This is a genomic window from Archangium sp. (assembly GCF_057119385.1).
In genome coordinates this window covers 25,372-45,705 of record NZ_DBNGVP010000026.1, presented here as the reverse complement: position 1 = coordinate 45,705, position 20,334 = coordinate 25,372, and the positions used below count along the sequence as shown (strand labels likewise).

At 73.0% G+C, this 20,334-nt stretch carries 4 protein-coding genes; 3 read left to right on the top strand and 1 reads right to left on the bottom strand.

What is annotated here, in order from left to right:
* Positions 1-300: 300 nt before the first annotated feature.
* The 3 genes from AC16DP_RS06945 to AC16DP_RS06935 are packed head-to-tail and all read left to right on the top strand — an operon-like array spanning position 301 to position 19,844.
* Complete coding sequence (locus AC16DP_RS06945; RefSeq protein WP_329728213.1) at positions 301-8,010, top strand: SDR family NAD(P)-dependent oxidoreductase; 7,710 nt, start codon at positions 301-303, stop codon at positions 8,008-8,010.
* A complete protein-coding gene (locus AC16DP_RS06940; protein ID WP_329728212.1) occupies positions 8,007-17,588 on the top strand; it encodes an SDR family NAD(P)-dependent oxidoreductase in 9,582 nt (3,193 codons plus the stop codon). Before AC16DP_RS06945 ends, AC16DP_RS06940 begins: the two co-directional genes overlap by 4 nt.
* A 9-nt stretch (positions 17,589-17,597) precedes the next feature.
* A complete protein-coding gene (locus tag AC16DP_RS06935) occupies positions 17,598-19,844 on the top strand; it encodes a type I polyketide synthase (RefSeq protein WP_329728211.1) in 2,247 nt (748 codons plus the stop codon).
* On the opposite strand, the gene AC16DP_RS06930 is transcribed toward AC16DP_RS06935, so the two are convergent.
* Entirely contained in the window at positions 19,808-20,332 is a 525-nt protein-coding gene (locus AC16DP_RS06930) for a response regulator (RefSeq protein ID WP_329728210.1), read from the bottom strand. The two genes, AC16DP_RS06935 and AC16DP_RS06930, sit on opposite strands and share 37 nt — an antisense overlap.
* Positions 20,333-20,334: the final 2 nt, after the last annotated feature.

Below are 20,334 nucleotides of genomic sequence, written 5' to 3'. Positions count from 1 at the left end.
CGGGAGACACGGGGCGTCATGAATCCCGGATCTCCCGTGAAGTGCGGGGGTCTGTCTTTACCCGCTACCCATGTAATTGGCGTCATGAGACGTTGGCGGCAAGCCGAGCCAGCGCCTCGCATTTCTCCGCGAGTCGCGTCTGGGCTCATGCCGGGGGGAATCGCATCCGTGAGAGGCACCAACAGGCCGGGACCGCAAAACCAAGCGAAACCCGTGAGGAGCGCAATTCATTGACAGCCGGTCGGTTGACATGGGCCGACGGTGCAGTGGACCTTTGACGGACACAGGAAGGCGACAACCATGACGGAAAGCGAGAGCCAGCTGGGACCGGGCGCCGGATCCGCCGCGAAGGCGGAGCAGGAATTGACGGGTGCCGAGGCCGGGGCCACGCAGGGAGTGAAGGAGGCGGAGCCCATCGCGGTGGTGGGGCTCGCGTGCCGTCTGCCAGGCGCATCGGACGCGGAGGCCTTCTGGCGTCTGCTGTGTGAGCGGAAGGATCTGCTCCAGGAGGTGCCCGCGGACCGGTGGGACAACGGCACCTGGTACGACGCGGACCCCCAGGCTCCGGGAAAGGCGAACACCCGGCATGGTTACTTCCTGGAGCGGGTGAGCGGGTTCGATCCGCTCTTCTTCGGGATTTCGCCGCGCGAGGCGGCGGAGATGGATCCGCAGCAGCGGTTGATGCTGGAGGTGTGCTGGGAGGCGCTGGAGGACGCGGGGGTGCCGGCGGTGGGCCTGAAGGGCTCGCGCACGGGCGTGTTCATGGGCGCCATCTGGCACGACTACGCGGACCGGCACCTGAGCGAGCGCGCGGCGGTGACGCTGCACAGCGCGACGGGCCAGTCGCTCAACATCGTGGCCAACCGGCTCTCGTACTTCCTGGGCCTCAAGGGGCCGAGCCTCACGGTGGACACGGCGTGCTCCTCGTCGCTGGTGGCGGTGCACCTGGCCTGCCAGAGCCTGCGCTCGGGGGAGTCGCGGCTGGCGCTGGTGGGCGGCGTCAACCTGATGTTCTCGCCCGAGGCGAACGTGCTGCTGTCCAAGTTCGGCGGGCTGGCGCCGGACGGGCGCAGCAAGGCGTTCGCCGCGGGCGCGGACGGCTTCGGGCGCGGCGAGGGCGCGGGCCTGGTGGTGCTGCAGCCCCTGTCGGCGGCGCTCGCTTCCGGCGCGCACATCTACTGCGTCATCCGCGGCAGCGCGGTGAACAACAACGGCACCGGCAACGGGCTCACCGCGCCGAGCGTGCCCGGACAGGCGGCGCTGCTGCGCGAGGCGTATGCGCGCGCTGGCGTGCCCACCAACCGCGTGCACTACGTGGAGACACACGGCACGGGCACCGCGCTGGGAGACCCCACCGAGGCCAGCGCACTGGGCGCGGCCCTGGGCGAGGGGAGGGCGATCGACCGGCCGCTGCTCATCGGCTCGTTGAAGGCGAACGTCGGCCACCTGGAGGGCGCGGCGGGCATCATGGGCCTCATCAAGGTGGCGTTGTCGATTTCGCGCCGGCTGGTGCCGCCGCACATGCTGCACGGCGAGGTGAGCCCCCGCATTCCCTTCGGCGAGCTGCGGCTGAGCCTGCCGCAGCGGGTGATGCCGTGGCCCAGCGAGGACGAGCCCGCGACGGCGGGCGTGAGCGCCTTTGGCTGGGGCGGCACCAACGCGCACGTGGTGCTGGAGGAGTCGCCGGTGGGCCGCGAGGAGCTGCTGGCGCTGGCGGCGGACAGCGCGGAGGACTTGCTGGCCCGGGCGGCGAAGGCCGAGGAGCTGGTGCAGCACGACGAGGCGCCGGTGTGCGTGCGCGACCTGTGCCGCACCTGGGCGCCGTACGCGGGGCAGGGGGCGCACCGCGCGGCCTTCACCTTCCGCACGCGCGCGGAGCTGGCCACGCTGCTGAAGGCCTTCCGGCAGGGCAAGCGCCGCACGGGCCTCTTCACGAGCGAGCCCGGGGAGCCGCCGCGCCTGGCCTTCATCTGCGCGCCGCAGGGCTCGCAGTGGCCCGCCATGGGCCGCGAGCTGCTGGCCACGGAGCCGGTGTTCCGCGCGAGGCTGGAGGCGCTGGACACCACCTTCATGCCGCTGGCGGGCTGGTCGCTGGTGGAGGCGCTGAGGGATCCGCACGCGCGGGTGCTGTCGGACGAGGACGCGGCCGAGCCGCTGACGCTGGCGGTGCAGGTGGGGCTGGCGGCGCTGTGGCGCGCCTGGGGCGTGGAGCCCGAGGTGGTGGTGGGCCACGGCGTGGGCGAGGTGGCCGCCGCGTGCATCGCCGGAGGACTGGAGGCCGCGGACGCGGTGTGGAAGGTGTACCGCGCCAGCCGCCTGAGCCAGTGGGAGCCGCTGCGCGACGAGCTGGAGGCGGCCCAGGAGAAGCTGTGGGAGCGCCAGGAGGGCGTGCGCTGGGTGTCCACCGTGGCGCGCGAGGTGGGGCCGGATGGACGCCTCGGAGACGCACGCTGCCGCACCCCGCGCCAGCCGGTGCGCTTCGCCCAGGCCGTGGAACGGCTGATGGCCGAGGGCGTGGACGCCTTCGTGGAGCTCAGCCCGCACCCGGTGCTGTGCCGTCCGGTGGAGCAGCTGCTGCGCAAGGCCGGCCGCACGGGCGTGGTGGTGGGCTCGCTGCGCCGCGACGAGGCGCGGGCCGCCCTGCTGGAGGCGCTCGGCGCGCTGCACGTGCGGGGCGTCCCGGTGCGCTGGGAGGCGCTGCCGCCGCCGGAGACGCCGGTGGCCGTGCTGCCCTCCGACAAGCCCCCCGCCCTGGCTCCGGGCCGCACGCACCTGCTGCCCCTGTCCGCCCAGACGCCCGAGGCGCTCGCGGAGGCCGCCCGCCGCGTCATCGCCCGCCTGGAGTCGCACCCCCTGTCGCCGCGGGACGTCTGCTACTCGGCGTCCGTCACCCGCAGCCACCTCAACTACCGGATGGCGCTGCTGGCCCGCACCTCCGCCGAGGCCCGCGACGGCCTGTCCGCCTTCCTGCGCGGCGAGGTCCGCCCGGGACTCTCCGTCACCCGCCACGCGGATGGCCGGCACCAGCCCGTGGTGTTCGTCTTCCCGGGCCAGGGCTCGCAGTGGCTCGGCATGGGCCGCCGGCTCATGGCCGAGGAGCCCGTGTTCCGCTCCGCGCTCGAGCAGTGTGACGCCGCGCTGCGCCGCTTCGTGGACTGGTCGCTGATGGACCTGCTGGCCTCGGACAACCCGGGGTGGATGGAGCGCATCGACCAGGTGCAGCCCGCGCTCTTCTCCATCCAGGTGGCGCTGGCCCGGCTGTGGCGCGCCTGGGGCGTGGTGCCCGACATGGTGGTGGGCCACAGCATGGGCGAGGTGGCCGCCGCGCACGTGGCCGGCGCTCTGGACCTGGTGGACGCGGCCCGCATCATCTGCCGCCGCAGCCTGCTGCTGCGCCGGGTGAGCGGCCAGGGCGGCATGGCCATGGTCGAGCTGACCCTGGACGAGGCCCGCATGGCCATCCGCGGCCTCGAGGACTGGCTGTCCGTGGCGGCCAGCAACAGCCCGCGCTCCACCGTGCTCTCCGGCGAGCCGCACGCGCTCGCCCAGGTGCTGGAGAAGCTGGAGGCGCGCAACGTCTTCTGCCGCCGGGTGAAGGTGGACGTGGCCTCGCACAGCCCGCAGATGGAGCCGCTGCGCGAGGATCTGCTGCGCGCGCTGGAGGGCCTGGCGCCCCGGCGCGGCGAGGTGTCGCTCTTCTCCACCGTGACGGGCGAGGTGACGGACGGCAAGGACCTGGAGCCCGCCTACTGGGTGCGCAACCTGCGCGAGCCCGTGCTGCTGGCCCCCGTGGTGGAGCGGCTCGCCCATGACGGGCACTCGCTCTTCGTGGAGGTGAGCCCGCACCCGGTGCTGCTGCCCGCCATCGAGCAGACCATCGCCCACCTGCGCATGGAGGCCACCGTGCTGCCGTCCGTGCGGCGCGAGCAGCCCGAGCGCGAGGTGATGCTGGAGACACTCGGCGGCCTCTATGCCGCCGGCCGCGACGTGGAGTGGAAGGCGCTGCACCCGGAAGGGGGCCGGCTGGTGCGGCTGCCCGACTACCCGTGGCAGCGCCAGGACTGCTGGTTCCAGCCCGGCGCGAGCCCCGTCCCGAAGCAGTCCCGCGAGGAGCGCAACCAGTCGCTGCTGGGGCCGGTGCGCCGCTCGTCGCTGCGTCCCGGGGCCTTCTTCTGGGACGTGGAGGTGGGCGCGCAGAACCTGCCCTGGCTGGGAGACCACCGCGTGCAGGGCACCATCATCCTGCCCACCACGGCGTACCTGGACTGGGTGTCCACGGCGGTGCAGTCGGCGCTCGGCCCCGGGCCATGGACGCTCGAGGACGTGCGCATCCACGAGGCGCTGGCCCTGCTGGGGGACGGCACCCGCCGCGCCGAGCTGCTGGTGGACGTGGGCTCCACGGGAGCCATCTCCTTCAAGGTGTCCAGCTTCATCCCCACCCCCGGCGGCAGCAGCGCGGAGATGTGGACGCTGCATGCCCAGGGCCGCGTGCGCGCGTCCGACTCCAACGGGCGTGGCGCGCTGCCCGCGGTACGGGTGGAGGACATCCAACGGCGGTGCTCCGAGGTCCGCCTCACCGAGGTGCACTACCTCGACATGGAGCAGCGCGGGCTCCAGTACGGCCCCACCTTCCGCGGACTCAAGGAGGTGTGGCGCCAGGACGGCGAGGCCGTGGGCCGCCTCTCTCCGCCCGAGTCGCTCGCGCAGCAGGGCGAGCTCCACCCCGCGGTGCTCGACGCCGCGCTGCAGGTGCTGCTGGAGGCCCTGCCCGCCGGTGACACCACCTTCGTCCCCGTCCGCCTGCGCCGCTTCGAGGTGCTGCGCAAGGGCTCGCCGAAGTGGGCCCATGCGCGTCTGCCGCCACCCGAGTCCTGGCGCAAGGGCATGCCCCTGGAGGGCGACGTCGTCCTGCTCGACGGGCAGGGCGTGCCGCTCGTCGAGGTGGAGGGCCTGGAGCTCTCCGCGCTGCCCACGCGCTATGGCCGCGCCCGCTCCGAGCAGGATCGCTCGCTCTTCGAGCTGGCCTGGCGCCGGATGGGCCTGCCCGCCGTGTTCGAGCCCGGCTCGGACGAGTCGCCCTGGCTCATCTTCCAGGACGCGTCCGGCGTGGGCGCCTCGCTCGCGGACATGCTGGAGTCCTGGGGCGGGGCCTGCATCCGCGTGGAGGCGGGCTCGGGCCTGCGCAAGCTGGGGGCCCGTCACTTCGCGGTGACGCCCGGCTCGCGCGAGGACCTGCGCGCCATGTTGCAGCAGTGCCTGCCGTCCGGCGGCGCCTGCGCGGGCGTGGCGTACCTGTGGGGCCTGGACATGCCGGCCCCGGACATGCCGGGAGAGAAGGCCATCGACGAGGCGGTGCGGGCCTGCGGCGGCGCGCTGCGCATCGTCCAGGAGGTGCTGCGGCTCGGGTGGAGGGATCCGCCGCGCCTGTGGCTGGTGACGCGGGGCGCCTACCCCGTGCAGGGCTCGCCCGCGACGGGAGCGCTCCAGGCCGCCCTCTGGGGCCTGGGCCGCGCCGTGGGCCACGAGCACCCGGAGCTGCGCTGCACGTGCGTGGACCTGGACCCCTCCTCGCCCCTGGTGGACGTGGAGGCCCTGGGCCGCGAGCTGGCCGCGCGCGCCGAGGACGAGCAGGTGGCCCTGCGCTGCGGTGCGCGCTTCGTGGCGCGGCTCGTCCGGCGCTCGGGCGCGAAGGAGATGTTCCTGGAGCCGCTGCTGCCCGCGGCGGGACGGCCCTTCCAGGTGGAGACGCCCCCGGCGGGCTCCTTCGGCGGCGTGTCCGTGCGCATGGCCGAGCGGCGCAAGCCCGGCCCGGGCGAGGTGGAGATCGCCGTCGAGGCCTCGGCCCTCAACTTCATCGACGTGATGAAGACCATGGGCCTCTACGTCATGAAGGGCAAGGGCGGGGCCCCCGGCGTGCCGCTGGAGGGCCTGCCACTGGGGCTCGACTGCGCCGGCCGCGTGGTGGCGGTGGGCGAGGGGGTGACGAACCTGAAGGCCGGTGACGAGGTGGTGGCCTTCACGCCCTCGGCCATGGCCTCGCACGTCGTCACGGATGCACGCTTCGCCGTGCGCCGCCCCGCGAGCATGAGCGCGGCCGAGGCCAGCTCCATCCCCAGCGTCTTCATGACGGCCTGGTACGCGCTGCACCACCTGGCCCGGCTGCAGAAGGGCGAGCGCGTCCTCATCCACTCGGCCGCGGGCGGACTCGGCCTCGCGGCGGTGCAGATCGCCTGGTCCCTGGGCGTGGAGGTGTTCGCCACCGCGGGCACCCCGGAGAAGCGCGAGCTGCTGCGCTCCCTGGGGATTCAGCACGTGATGGACTCGCGCACGCTGGCCTTCGCCGACGAGGTGATGCGCCTCACGAATGGCGAGGGCGTGGACGCGGTGCTCAACTCCCTCTCCGGCGACGCCATCACCCGGAGCATGGAGGTGCTGGCCCCGGACGGCCGCTTCCTGGAGGTGGGCAACCGCGACATCCACGCCGGACGCGCGTTGGACCTGTCGCAGTTCAGCCGCCGCCTCATCTACGCGGCCATCGACCTGGTGGGCCTGCGGGAGCAGCGCCCGGCGCTGTGCTCGCGGCTGCTGCACGAGGTGGTGGAGCAGATGGCCTCGGGCAGGCTGAAGCCCGTGACCCACCGCGCCTTCCCCGTGTCGCTGGCCTCCGAGGCCTTCCGCGAGATGGCGCAGGGCCAGCACGTGGGCAAGCTCGTCGTCACCATGGAGGATCCGCACCTGCGCGTGGTGCCGCCGCGCGCGGGCTTCCGGGTGCGCGAGGACGCGACGTACCTCATCACCGGTGGCCTCGGCGGCCTGGGCCTGGAAGCGGCCCGCTGGCTGGTGGGGCATGGCGCGCGGCACCTGCTGCTCACCGGCCGAAGCACTCCCTCCGAGGCCGTGCAGAAGGAGCTGGAGACGCTGCGGGCCCAGGGCGCGCGTGTCGAGGTGGCCAAGGCGGACGTGGCGGACGCCCGGCGCCTGGCCGAGGTGGTGGCGCGTACGCGGGGAGAAATGCCCCAACTGCGCGGCGTGCTGCACTGCGCGGGCGTGCTCGATGACGGCACCCTGGAGCAACAGGAGCCGGCGCGCTTCCGCACCGTCATGGCCCCGAAGATCCAGGGCGCGTGGAACCTGCACATGCTCACCCGCGACGAGTCGCTGGACTTCTTCGTCCTCTACTCGTCCATGTCCGCGCTGCTGGGCCTGCCGGGCCAGGGCAACTACGCGGCGGCCAACGCGGCCATGGATGCGCTGGCCCACTACCGGCGCCAGCAGGGCCTGCCGGCGCTGAGCGTGAACTGGGGTCCCTTCTCCGAGGTCGGTCTGGCCGCCGCGCACGCCAACCGCGGCGAGCGGCTGGCGCACCAGGGCATGGCCAGCTTCACCCCGCGCCAGGGCGAGATGATGCTCGAGCGCCTGCTCCAGGAGGGCGCGGTGCACGTGGGCGCGGTGTCGCTCGACGTGCGCCAGTGGCTGGAGTTCTTCCCGAGCGCGGCGTCGCTGCGCATCTGGGAGGAGCTGGCCGCGGAGCGCCAGGGCGAGGGTCAGCGCGGCCGCTCCGCCCTGCTGCTGGAGCTGCGGCGGGCCAACGCGAGCGAGCGCACGGGCAAGATGGAGACCTACCTGCGCGAGCGGCTCGCCCAGGTGCTGCGCATCGATCCGTCGCGCGTGGGCCGGCACGAGCCGTTCCGCGGCCTGGGGCTCGACTCGCTGATGAGCCTGGAGCTGCGCAACCGCATCGAGGCCACCCTGGAGCTGAAGCTGTCGGTGACGCTGCTGTGGGCGCACTCCACCCTGGCGGCGCTGGCGGTGTACCTGCTGGATCAGCTGGGCCTCACCCCCAAGCAGGCCGATGCACCGGCTCCCGCCGCCCCGGCGGAGCAGCCGATCCTCATGAACCGGTCCCCCGCGCAAGCGGAGCCAGACGCCCACCAGCTCGCGGAGCTGTCGGAAGGGAAGTTGCTCGAGATGGTGGATGACGCGCTGGCGGGCTGGGAGGACACGCAGTGAGTGAAGACGTCAAGGACGAGCTCAAGCAGCGTTTGGCTCGTGCGGTGATGGCGATGCAGAAGATGCAGGCCCGTATCGACTCGCTCGAGCGGGCCCGCACCGAACCCATCGCCATCATCGGAATGGGGTGCCGCTTCCCCGGCGGAGCGGACACGCCGGAGGCGTACTGGGAGCTGCTGTCGGCCGGGCGGGATGCCGTCCGCCGCGAGCCCGCTTCACGCCGCGTGGGCTCGGACGCGAGTGCACCGCGCTGGGCCGGGTACCTGGAGGACGTGAGCGGCTTCGACGCGGCCTTCTTCGGCATCTCCCCGCGCGAGGCCTCCAGCATGGACCCGCGCCAGCGCCTGTTGCTGGAGGTGGCCTGGGAAGCACTGGAGCACGCGGGGCAGGATCCGGAGCGTCTGGCGCAGTCGGCCACGGGCGTCTTCGTGGGGCTCACCGGAGATGACTACTACCGGCTGCTGCCCACCGAGCCCGAGCGCATCGACGCCTACTACGGCACCGGCAACGGCCACTGCTTTCCGCCCGGGCGCGTCTCGTACACGCTCGGGTTGCAGGGGCCGAGCCTCGCGGTGGACACGGCGTGCTCGTCCTCGCTGGTGGCCATCCACCTGGCCTGCCAGAGCCTGCGCGCCAGTGAGTGCTCCGTGGCGCTCGCCGGTGGCGTGAACCTCGTGTTGGACCCGTCCGTCACGGAGACGCTCCTGCGCATGCAGGCGCTCTCTCCCAACGGCCGGTGCAGTGCCTTCGACGCCCGCGCCAATGGCTTCGTGCGTGGCGAGGGCTGCGGCCTCGTCGTGCTCAAGCGCCTGTCGGACGCGCAGGCCCAGGGCGATACCATCCTCGCCGTCATCCGCGGCTCCGCAGTCAACCAGGATGGACGCTCGCAGGGACTCACCGCGCCCAACATGCTCGCCCAGCAGGCCCTGCTGCGGCAGGCCCTGGCGAGCGCGAAGGTGGACCCCTCGGCCCTCGGCTACATCGAGGCCCATGGCACCGGCACGCCCCTCGGAGACCCGATCGAGGTCGAGGCGCTCGTGGAGGTGCTGGGCAGGCCGAGGCCGGATGGCTCGCGGTGCGCGCTCGGCTCGGTGAAGACGAACATGGGCCACCTGGAGGCCGCCGCGGGCATCGCCGGCCTCATGAAGACGGTGCTCGCGCTCCAGCACGAGGCCATCCCCAAGCACCTCAACTTCAGCCGCCTCAACCCACGCATCCGGCTGGAGGGCACTCCCTTCTACGTCCCCACCGAGCTCCAGCCGTGGAAGCGCTCGGCGGTGCCCCGGCTGGCCGGCGTGAGCGCGTTCGGCATGAGCGGCACCAACGCGCACATCATCCTGGAGGAGGCGCCTCCCCCGGCTGCCCCCACGCGCACGCCCGTGCCTCGCCCCACGCACCTGCTGACGCTCTCGGCGCGCGGGGAGGAGGCGCTGGTGGCCCTCGCGCGCCGTCAGGCCGAGCACCTCACCGCCCACCCGGAGCTGGACGCGGCGGACGTGTGCTTCACCCTCAACACCACCCGCGCGCGCCTGCCGCACCGGTTGGCCGTGGTGGGCGGCTCCACGCAGGCCCTCGCCGCGAGCCTGTCCGCCTTCGCCTCGGACTCGAAGCCGGAGCAGGTGGCGCAGGGCAGGGCGGGCAACGCTCCACCCAGGGTGGCCTTCCTCTTCACCGGCCAGGGCGCGCAGTTCGCCGGCATGGGCCGGAGGCTCTACGACACCTCGGACGTCTTCCGCGACGCGCTGGACCGGTGCGCCGCGCGGCTGCAGCCGAGGATGGATCTGCTGTCCGTGCTGTACCCGCGGGATGGCGCTTCGTCTCCCATCGACCAGACGGGCTACAGCCAGCCGGCGATGTTCGCCCTGCAGTACGCGCTGGCCGAGCTGTGGCGCTCGTGGGGCGTGGTTCCGGACGCGGTGATGGGACACAGCGTGGGCGAGTTCGCCGCGGCGTGCGTGGCCGGCATCCTCTCCATGGAGGACGCGCTGGACCTCATCGCCGAGCGCGGCAGGCTCATGCAGGCCCTGCCTCCGGGCGGAGTCATGGCCATGGTGTTCGCCACCGAGGACCAGGTGGCACCGCTGCTCGCGCCGTACCAGGACCGCGTGTCCATCGCCGCGTACAACGGACCGGGCCAGCTCTCCCTGTCCGGCGCGGCCGAGGCCGTGGAGCGCGTCACCTCGGCACTGGAGGCCCAGGGCATCGCGACGCGCAAGCTCAACGTCTCGCATGCCTTCCACTCGCCCCTGGTGGAGCCGATGCTCGAGGCGCTGGAGGCGCGGGCGTCCCGGATGGCCCGGTCTCCCGGGAAGCTGCCGCTCATCTCCAACGTCACGGGCCGGCCGGTGGGTCCCAACGAGCTGGGTGCTCCGGGCTACTGGCGCCGTCATGCCCGCGAGGCCGTGCGCTTCCAGGAGGGCATGGAGTCGCTGCGCGGCCTGGACATCGACACCTATGTGGAGATCGGCCCGCACACCACGTTGCTCGGGCTCGGCAAGACGTGCCTGGGGGACGGGCCCGAGTGGCTGCCGTCGCTCCGCAAGGGCAAGGATGACCTGGAGCAGGTGCTGGGCGCCCTGGGACGTTTGTTCGTCCGGGGCCAGGCGGTGGACTGGAGCAAGGTGGACCCCGAGCCCGCTCGCCGCAAGGTGGTGCTGCCGCGCTACCCCTGGCAGCGCCAGCGGTACTGGGCCATTCCGGAGTCGGCCTCCGCCGGTAGGTCTTCCTCACAGGCCGGGCAAGAGCAGGACGTCACCTCGCAGGCTCCGGACGGCACGCGGGGTGACCTTTACGCGCTGGAGTGGCAGCCCGCACCGCGCCCGGCGTCCGAGCCCGCACCGGCGAGCGGCACCTGGCTGCTGCTGTGCGATCGCGGCGGAGTGGGCGAGCAGCTCGCCACGAGCATCGAGGCCCAGGGTGGCACTTGCGTGAAGGTGGACGCGGGCGATGCCTCGGCCCTGGAGCGGGTGTGGCGCGAGCGCTTCTCCGCGAGCTCGCCCTGCGCGGGCGTGGTGTACCTGGGCGCCCTGGACGTGACGAGCGTGGAAGGCCCGGGCATCCGCGAGTCCTGTGCCAGCGTGGCCTCCGTGCTGCGCGTCGTGGAGGGCGCGCCGGAGCCCGGTGGACGGCTGTGGGTGGTGACCCGGAGCGCCCAGGCCGTGGGCCCGGGTGCGGAGAAGGTGGAGCCCGCGCGGTCGACGCTGTGGGGACTCGGGCGGAGCGTGGCGCTGGAGAGCCCGGGCCGCTGGGGCGGGTTGATCGACCTGGGCCCCGAGGACGGCGCGCGGCAACTCTGGGAGGAGCTGCGCACGGCGCGGGACGAGGACCAGGTGGTGCTGCGAGGCGGCCAACGCTACGTGGCGCGGCTGGTGGAGCGTGAGTCTCCAGAGTCCAAGCCCGTGCCCGTCCAGGCCGAGGCCACGTACCTCATCGCGGGAGGGCAGGGGGCGCTCGGGCTCGAGGTGGCTCGCTGGCTGGTGCGCCGGGGTGCCCGGCATCTCGTGCTCACCGCGCGCCGGGCCATGCCCGAGCGTTCGCAGTGGGACACGGTCCTGGCCCAGGGTGGCGAGCTGGCCGATCGCATCACCGGCGTGCGCGAGCTGGAGGCCGCGGGCGCGAAGGTGCTGCTGGCCCAGGCGGACGTGGCGCTCCGTGACGACATGGCGGCCCTGCTCGAGCGGGTGCGCGCGTCCATGCCTCTGCTGCGCGGCATCGTCCACGCGGCGGTGGTGTCCGTGACGTCGCGGGTGCGCGACCTGGACGCGGACTCGCTCGAGCGCGTGCTGGCGCCCAAGGTGGCCGGCGCCTGGAACCTGCACACGCTGACGCGGGACGAGCCGCTGGATTTCTTCATCCTCTTCTCGTCCATCTCGGCGGTGTGGGGCTCGTCGGGCGTGGGGTCCTACTCCGCGGCCAACAGCTTCCTGGATGGGCTCGCGGCGCACCGGCACGCGTTGGGGCTCGCGGCCACCAGCATCAACTGGGGTCTCTGGAGCGGCCGTGGCGCCGCCTCCGAGGAGCAGGGCCGCTGGTTGATGAACATGGGCGTGGAGGTGTTGGACCGGCAGGAGGCGCTGGGCTGGATGGAGCGGCTCGTGGGCGCGCGCGTGCCCCAGGCAATGGTGGCCACCATCCGCTGGGAGCGCTTCCTGCCCATCTTCGAGGCCCGAGGCCCCCACCCCCTGCTGTCCCGGCTGCGCACCGAGCTGGCCGCCCAGCCCCAGGCGCTTCCGGTGGCGAAGAGCACCGCCCCGGCCCCCTGGCGCGAGGCCCCCACGGCCACCGTCCGGCGCGAGGCATTGCGCAAGCTGGTGCAGGAGTCCGTGTCGCGCATCCTCGGTCTGCAGCCCGGCCAGTCCGTGGAGGACGAGCGCGGCTTCAACGAGATGGGGCTGGACTCCATCATGGCGGTGGAGGTGAAGGAGCGGCTGCAGAAGGCGCTGGGCGTTCCGCTGCCGGCGACCCTGGCGTTCAACTTCCCCACCGTGCGGGCGCTCACGGAGCACCTGTCCTCGCTGCTCGAGTCGGAGGCCCCCCGCGCCGCCGCCGCGCCCGAGGTCCACACCCCGGTGGCCTCGGACGAGCCCATCGCCATCGTCGGCATGGCATGCCGGCTGCCGGGCGGAGCGGACACGCCGGAGGCCTACTGGCGGCTGCTGCGCGAGGGCACGGACGCCATCTCGGAGATTCCGGCGGACCGCTGGGACGTGGACGCCTGGTACGACGCGGACCCGGAGGCGCCGGGGAAGATGTACGTGCGCTCCGGTGGCTTCCTGCGCGAGGTGGACCGCTTCGAGCCGCAGTTCTTCGGCATCTCCCCGCGCGAGGCGGAGAGCATGGATCCGCAGCAGCGGCTGGTGCTGGAGGTGGCCTGGGAGGCGCTGGAGCGGGCCGGCCAGGACGCGAGCGCGCTGCGCAACACGCGCACGGGCGTCTTCGTGGGCATCACCACGGCGGACTACTCGCGCGTCATCCTCCAGGGAGCGCCGGAGGACGTGGATGCGTGGTTCGCCTCGGGCACCTCGCTGAACGTGGTGGCCGGGCGCCTGGCGTACACGCTCGGCTTGCAGGGCCCGTGCATGGCGGTGGACACGGCGTGCTCGTCCTCGCTGACGGCGCTGCACCTGGCCTGCCAGAGCCTGCGCAACGGCGAGTCCACCCTGGCCCTGGCGGCGGGGGTGAACCTCATCCTCTCGCCCGAGCCGATGATGGCGGTGTGCAAGGCGCGCATGCTGGCGGCGGACGGGCGGTGCAAGACGTTCGACGCCTCGGCGAATGGGTTCGCGCGGGCCGAGGGCGCGGGCGTGCTGGTGCTCAAGCGGCTGTCGGAGGCGCGGGCGCAGGGGGACCCCATCCTCGCGGTCATCCGAGGCACGGCGGTGAACCAGGACGGCGCGAGCAGCGGCCTCACGGTGCCGAACGGACTGGCGCAGCAGGCCGTCATCCGTCAGGCGCTCGGGAGCGCGGGCGTGAAGCCCTCCGAGGTGAGCTACCTGGAGGCGCACGGCACGGGCACGTCGCTGGGAGACCCCATCGAGGCCGAGGCGGCGTGGTCGGTGCTGAAGGAGGGGCGCCAGGGCGGGGAGTCGCTGTGGATGGGCTCGGTGAAGACGAACCTGGGCCACCTGGAGTCCGCGGCGGGCGTGGCGGGCATCATGAAGGTGGTGCTGGCGATGCAGCACCAGCAGCTCCCGGCGCACCTGCACCTGAAGAAGCCGAACCCGCACATCGACTGGAAGTCCATGGGCGTGAAGGTGCCGGTGGAGCTGACGGCGTGGGAGCCGACGCAGGGCCGGCGCCTCGCGGGGGTGAGCTCCTTCGGTTTCAGCGGAACGAATGCCCACGTGGTGTTGGAGGAGGCGCCGCCGAGGCCCGTGCGGACGCGCGAGGTGGAGCGGCCGGAGCACGTGCTGGTGCTGTCGGCGCGGAGCGCGGAGGCGCTGCGGGCCCAGGCGGGCCGCTACGCCCAGGTGCTGGAGGAGGGCGGGACGGAGCTGGGAGACGTGTGCTTCACGGCGGCGGTGGGCCGCGCGCACTTCGAGCACCGGCTCGCGGTGGTGGGAAGCAGCGCCCGGCACCTGAGCGAGCTGCTGTGGGCGGTGGAGCAGGGCCGCGAGGTGGAGGGCGTGGTGCCGGGGCGTGCGGTGGGCCCGGCGCCCAGGGTGGCCTTCGTCTTTGGCGGTGACTCCGAGATGCCCGCGGCCCTGGGCCGGGAGCTGTACGACTCTCAGCCCGTCTTCCGCGAAGCACTGGAGCACTGCGCGGAGGCGCTGAAGGGCATTCTGGAGAAGCCGCTGGTGCAGGTGCTGTACGGGGCGGACTCCGCGCTGCTGAAGGAGGAGACGTACGGCCGGGCCGCGGTGTTCGCGCTGGAGTGGGCCCTGGCGCGCATGTGGAGGGCCTGGGGCGTGGTGCCTCAGGCGATGGTGGCGCGGGGCGTGGGCGAGTACGTGGCGGCGGTGGAGTCCGGTGTCCTCGGCCTGGAGGAAGGGCTGCGGATGGCGGTGGGCCAGGTGCCGTGGGTGCATGCGGAGACGGGCTCGACCGAGGGCCTGGAGTCCCTGCCCCTGCACCCGGCCGAGGCGGAGTTGCCGCGGCTGTTGAAGACGCTCGGCGCGCTGTACGTAAAGGGCGTGGCGGTGGACTGGGCGGCCTTCGACGCGCCCTACGAGCGGCGCCGGGTGACGCTGCCCACCTATCCCTTCCAGCGCCAGCGCTACTGGTGGCGGAGCGCGGCGCCTCGCACGGCCCTCGCGCCCCGGCACGAGACGGAGCGCCTCCCGCACTTCGGCCGCCGGCTGCGCTCTCCGGCCCTCGATGCGCTCGTCTACGAGACGACCTACGGGCCCTCGCGTCCGGGGCACCTCGATGAGCACCGCCTCAACGGGACGATCGTGGCGGCGGGCTCCTCGCACGTGTCGCTGGTGCTGTCGGTCATCGAGGACGCCTGGGGCACGCCCGCGTGCTCCCTGGAGAACCTCGCCTTCCCCCAGGCGCTGGTGCTCGCGGAGGACGAGGAGCGCACGCTCCAGGTCATCCTCTCGCCTCAGCAGCAGGGCCACGCATTCGAGGTGAAGTCGCTCGGCGACGACGGCGGCACGGAGACGTGGGTGCTGCACGCCAGCGGCGGGGTGCGCGTGGGCCGGGAGGCGCAGCCGGCGCCGTGGACCCCTCGCGAGGAGCTGCTGTCCCGTGTCCAGGAGCGCATGCAGGGAGAAGACCTCTACCGGGGCATGCGGGAGAAGGGCTACACGCTCGGCTCGGGGTACCAGTGGATCCGCTCGGTCGCCCGGGCGGGGAATGAGATTCTTGGCGAGATGCGGCTGCCTCCGTTGCCGGACAGGCTGGAGGACTACCCGCTCTACCCGGGCTTCGTGGACTCGTGCTTCCAGGTGCTCACGAGTTGGACGCTGGAGTACCAGGCGCGGCACCCCGAGGCGATGCTCATCCCCTTCAGCGTCTCGCGCTTCACCGTCTACCGCCGGCCGCGGGGGACGATGTGGTGCCATGCCCGCATCGAGGGCGGCGGACGGCCCGAAGCGGGAGATCCCATCGGGGGCGACCTGCGTGTGCTCGACGAGCAGGGGCTGGTGGCGGAGGTGGTGGGCTTCCGGGCGCGGATGGCGAACCGCGAGGCGGTGCGGCTCAACACGCACGCGCGGCGGGAGGAGGCGCGCTACGAGGTCACCTGGAAGCCCGCGTCCGAGGTCCAGCCCGTCCCGGCCTCGCTGGCGGACAAGCGGCCCTGGGTGCTGCTGATGGATGCGCAGGGCGTGGGCGAGCGGCTCGGGCGCATGCTGGAGGAGCAGGGTGCGCCCGTGCTCCGCGTGCGTCCCGAGGGCTTCGCGCGCGTGTCCATCGAAACGCTCATCCCGGCCCGTTGCGCGGGCGTGGTGTACCTGTGGGGCATGGACCAGCGGACCGCGGACGACGCCTCGGCGGAGTCGGTGCAGCGGGCCGCGCTGGAGGCGAGTGGCGCGGTCCTGCACCTCGTGAAGGGGCTTGCGGGCCGCGACGAGGCACCTCCCGTGTGGCTCGTCACCCGGGGCGCCCAGGCGGTGAAGGACACGCGTGGGGGCCTCGCGCTCGCGCAGGCGCCGCTGTGGGGCTTCGGCCGGGTGATCGATCTGGAGGTCCCGGAGCTGCGTTGCACCCGCGTGGACCTGGACCCCGAGGACCTCGAGAGCAGCCTCCACCTCCTGTACGCCGAGCTGGGCAGTGGCGGCAGCGCGACCGAGCGCGAGGTGGCCTTCCGCGGCGGCGTGCGCCTGCACCCGGTGCTGCGCAAGGACTCGGGCTCGCGCGCCAGCACCCTCCCGCTCCGGGCGGATGCCACCTACCTCGTCACGGGCGGACTGGGCGGACTGGGCCTGGAGGTGGCGCGGTGGATGGTGGAGCAGGGCGCGCGTCACCTGGTGCTCGTGGGACGCCGTGCGCCCTCGGCGCGGGCCTCCGAGGCGGTGCGTGCGCTCGAGCAGGCGGGAGCCCGGGTCACCGTGGCCTCCGCGGACATCTCCAACGAGGCGGAGGTGGCCAGGCTGCTCCAGCGCATCGACAAGGACTCACCGGCCCTGCGCGGCGTCGTCCACTCTGCGGGCGTGCTGGATGACGGAGCGCTGCCGCAGCAGGACCTCGAGCGCTTCGAGCGGGTGATGGCGCCGAAGGTGGCGGGAGCGTGGAACCTGCACCGGCTCACCGAGGGCCGGCCGCTGGACTTCTTCGTCCTCTTCTCCTCGGCCTCGGCGCTGCTCGGCTCGCGGGGCCAGGCCAACTACGCCGCGGCGAACACCTTCCTGGACGCGCTCGCCCACGAGCGGCGTGCTCGCGGGCTGGTGGCGCAGTCGCTCGACTGGGGCCCGTGGGCGGAGACGGGCATGGTGGGCGCGCCGGATGGGACGCTGGCCCGAGCGCTCGAACGCCGGGGCATCCGTCCGCTCGCGACGAAGCAGGCCCTCGCGCTGTTCGGCGAGGCGCTCGCGAGTGGCCGGCCCCAGCTGGCCCTCATGTCCGTGCAGTGGCCGGTATACCTGGAGGTGCTCGGGGCCAAGGGGCGCTCGTCCTTCTACGAGGCCGTGGCACCCGCTCGCCCCGCGCCTGGACCGGGCACGGCCGTGGCCACCTCGCAGCCGCGCCATCCGCTCGCGGAGCGGCTGAAGGCGGCCCTGCCCCACGAGCGTCACCAGGTGCTGGCCAGCGGCCTCCAGGAGGAGGTCGCGCGCATCCTCCGCATAGAGCCCTCGCAGCTCGACTGGCGCCAGGGCTTCGCGGAGATGGGCATGGACTCGCTGATGGCCATCGAGCTGCGCAACGTGCTGCAGAAGGGGCTCGGTGTGTCGGTGCCCGCGACGGTGGCGTTGGACCACCCCACCATCGACTTCCTGGTGCGGCACCTGCTGGAGAACGTCTTGAAGCTCGAGGTCCAGGAGCCGCGGCCGAAGGCACCGGAGACGAAGCCCGTCCCCGTGCCCAGGCCCGAGCCCGAGGGCCAGCTCGAGGGTCAGCTGGAAGACTCGCTCGACGCCCTGTCCGACGCCGAGCTGGCGCGGCTGGTGGCCGAGGATCTCGCCAAGGATTCGTGAGGGCCGGACATGTCCGAGGAGATCAACTACCGCCAGTTGTTGCAGCAGCAGCTGGTGAAGATCCGCAAGCTGGAGGCGCGGCTGGAGCAGGCCGAGGCCGCGCGCCGTGAGCCCATCGCCATCGTCGGAATGGCGTGCCGGCTGCCGGGAGGCGTGGAGGGCCCGGAGGACTTCTGGGAGCTGATGGTGAAGGGCGTGGACGCCACCAGCGAGCTCCCACCGGGCCGCTGGGACGCCGACGCCCTGTACGATCCGGATCCCCAGGCGAAGGGGAAGATCCGCACGAAGCGCGGGGGCTTCCTGAAGGACGTGGAGCGGTTCGACGCGCGGTTCTTCGGCATCTCGCGGCGGGAAGCGGAGAGCATGGATCCGCAGCAGCGGCTGGTGCTGGAGGTGGCCTGGGAGGCGCTGGAGCGGGCCGGGCACGCCGTGGATCGCACCCGGAGGGATCGGGTGGGCGTGTTCGTGGGGGCGATGAACAACGACTACGGGCAGCTCGCGCTGGACCAGGGAGGCCTGGCGGCGATCGATCCGTACTTCATCGGCGCGCGGGCCAACTGCGCCATCTCCGGGCGGCTGTCGTACCTCTTCGGCTTCCAGGGCCCGAGCCTGGTGGTGGACACGGCGTGCTCCTCCTCGATGGTGGGGGTGCACCTGGCCTGTCAGAGCCTGCGCAATGGCGAGTGCACGATGGCGCTGGCGGCGGGGGTGAACCTCATCCTCTCGCCGGAGGCGAGCGTCTACCTCTCGTGCAGTGGAGCGCTGGCGCCGGACGGGCGGTGCAAGACCTTCGATGCGTCCGCGGACGGGTACAGCCGCGCCGAGGCCTGTGGCGTGCTGGTGCTGGAGCGGCTGTCGGACGCGAAGGCGAGAGGCGCCAACATCCTCTCGGTGATTCGAGGCTCGGCGGTGGGTCATGACGGCCCGAGCAGCTCGTTCACGGTGCCCAACGGCGTGGCGCAGCAGGCCGTCCTCCGTCAGGCGCTGGAGACCGCGGGGGTGCGGCCCTCCGAGGTGAGCTACCTGGAGGCGCACGGCACGGGCACGGCGATGGGGGACCCGATCGAAGCGGAGGCGGCGTGGGCGGTGCTGAAGGAGGGGCGCCAGGGCGGCGAGTCACTGTGGATGGGCTCGGTGAAGACGAACCTGGGCTATCCGGAGGCGGCCTCGGGGGTGGTGGGGATGATGAAGGTGGTGCTGGCGATGCAGCACAAGCAGCTCCCGGCGCACCTGCACCTGAAGAACCCCAACCCGCACATCGACTGGAAGTCCATGGGGGTGAAGGTGCCGGTGGAGCTGACGGCGTGGGAGCCGGCGCAGGGCCGGCGCATCGCGGGGGTGACGTCGTACGGGAGGACGGGGACGGTGGCGCACGTGGTGCTGGAGGAGCCACCGGCGAGGCCGGAGGTGAAGCGGGAGGTGGAGCGGCCGGAGCACGTGCTGGTGCTGTCGGCGCGGAGCGAGGAGGCGCTGCGAGCACAGGTGGGCCGTTACGCCCGGGTGCTGGAGGAGGGCCGCGAGCCACTCGGCGACGTGTGTTTCACGGCGGCGGCGGGCCGGGCGCACTTCGAGCACCGGCTGGCGGTGGTGGGCCGTGATGCCTCCCAGCTGCGAGAGCGCCTGCTGACGGCGGAGCCGCGGGGCCCGGTCACGGTGGCGCCGCGGGTGGCGTTCGTCTTTGGCGCGGAAGGCGCGTGGCCCACCGGTATGGGCCGCGAGCTGTACGAGTCCCAGCCCGTCTTCCGCGAGGCAGTGGAGCACTGTGCGGCGGCGCTGAAGGGCGTGCTGGAGAAGCCGCTGGTGCAGGTGCTGTACGGCGCGGAGCCGGCGCTGTTGAAGGAGGCGCCGTACGGGAGGGCCGTGGTGTTCGCGCTGGAGTGGGCGCTGGCGCGGATGTGGAGGGCCTGGGGCGTGGTGCCGCGGCGGTCCGTGGGGCAGGGCGTGGGCGAGTACGTGGCGGCGGTGGACGTGGGGGTGCTCGGCCTGGAGGAAGGCCTGCGGCGGGCGGTGGGCGGGGAGCCGCTGGAGCGCGAGACGGCGGCCACGGCGGAGGGCATCGAGCCCCTCGTCCTGCACCCGGGCGAAGCGGAGTGGCCGCGGCTGTTGAAGACGCTGGGCGAGCTGTACGTGAAGGGCGTGGAGGTGGACTGGGCCGCCTTCGATGCGCCGTACGCGCGGCGCCGGGTGGCCCTGCCCACCCATCCCTTCCAGCGCGAGCGCTACTGGCTCACGCCGCTCGCGGGTCCGCCGTCCTGAGACGTGGTGAGGGTGAGGGCGAGCTGCCGCACCTCCTGGCCATTGAAGGGCTTTCGCAACTCCTTGAGCAACTGGAGATCGCTGAACTCCCGCAGCAGCTCCGCCCAGGAGTAATCGGAGTAGGCCGAGCAGAGCACCACGCGCAGCTCGGGGGCCACCGTGCGCATGCGCCGCAGCGTCTCGGCGCCATTCCAGCCGGGGGGCATGCGGTAGTCGAGGAACACCAGCTCATAGGGGCGGCCCTCCGTCTGCGCCTCGCGGATCTTCGCCACGCCCTCCTGTCCCTGGAAGGCCGAGTCCACCTCGAACTCCGGCTCCTCGCGGGCCAGCTCACGGGTGGGCGCCGGGCCGAAGAGGGCCTCTTCCAGCAGCTCCAGATCATCCTGGCCACGGCGCTGCTCGGGGTTGAGGATGCGGCGGAAGTCCGTGTGGATGGCCTCGGAGTCGTCGATGACGAGGACACGCTTCTTGTTCGCGCACTGGCTCATAC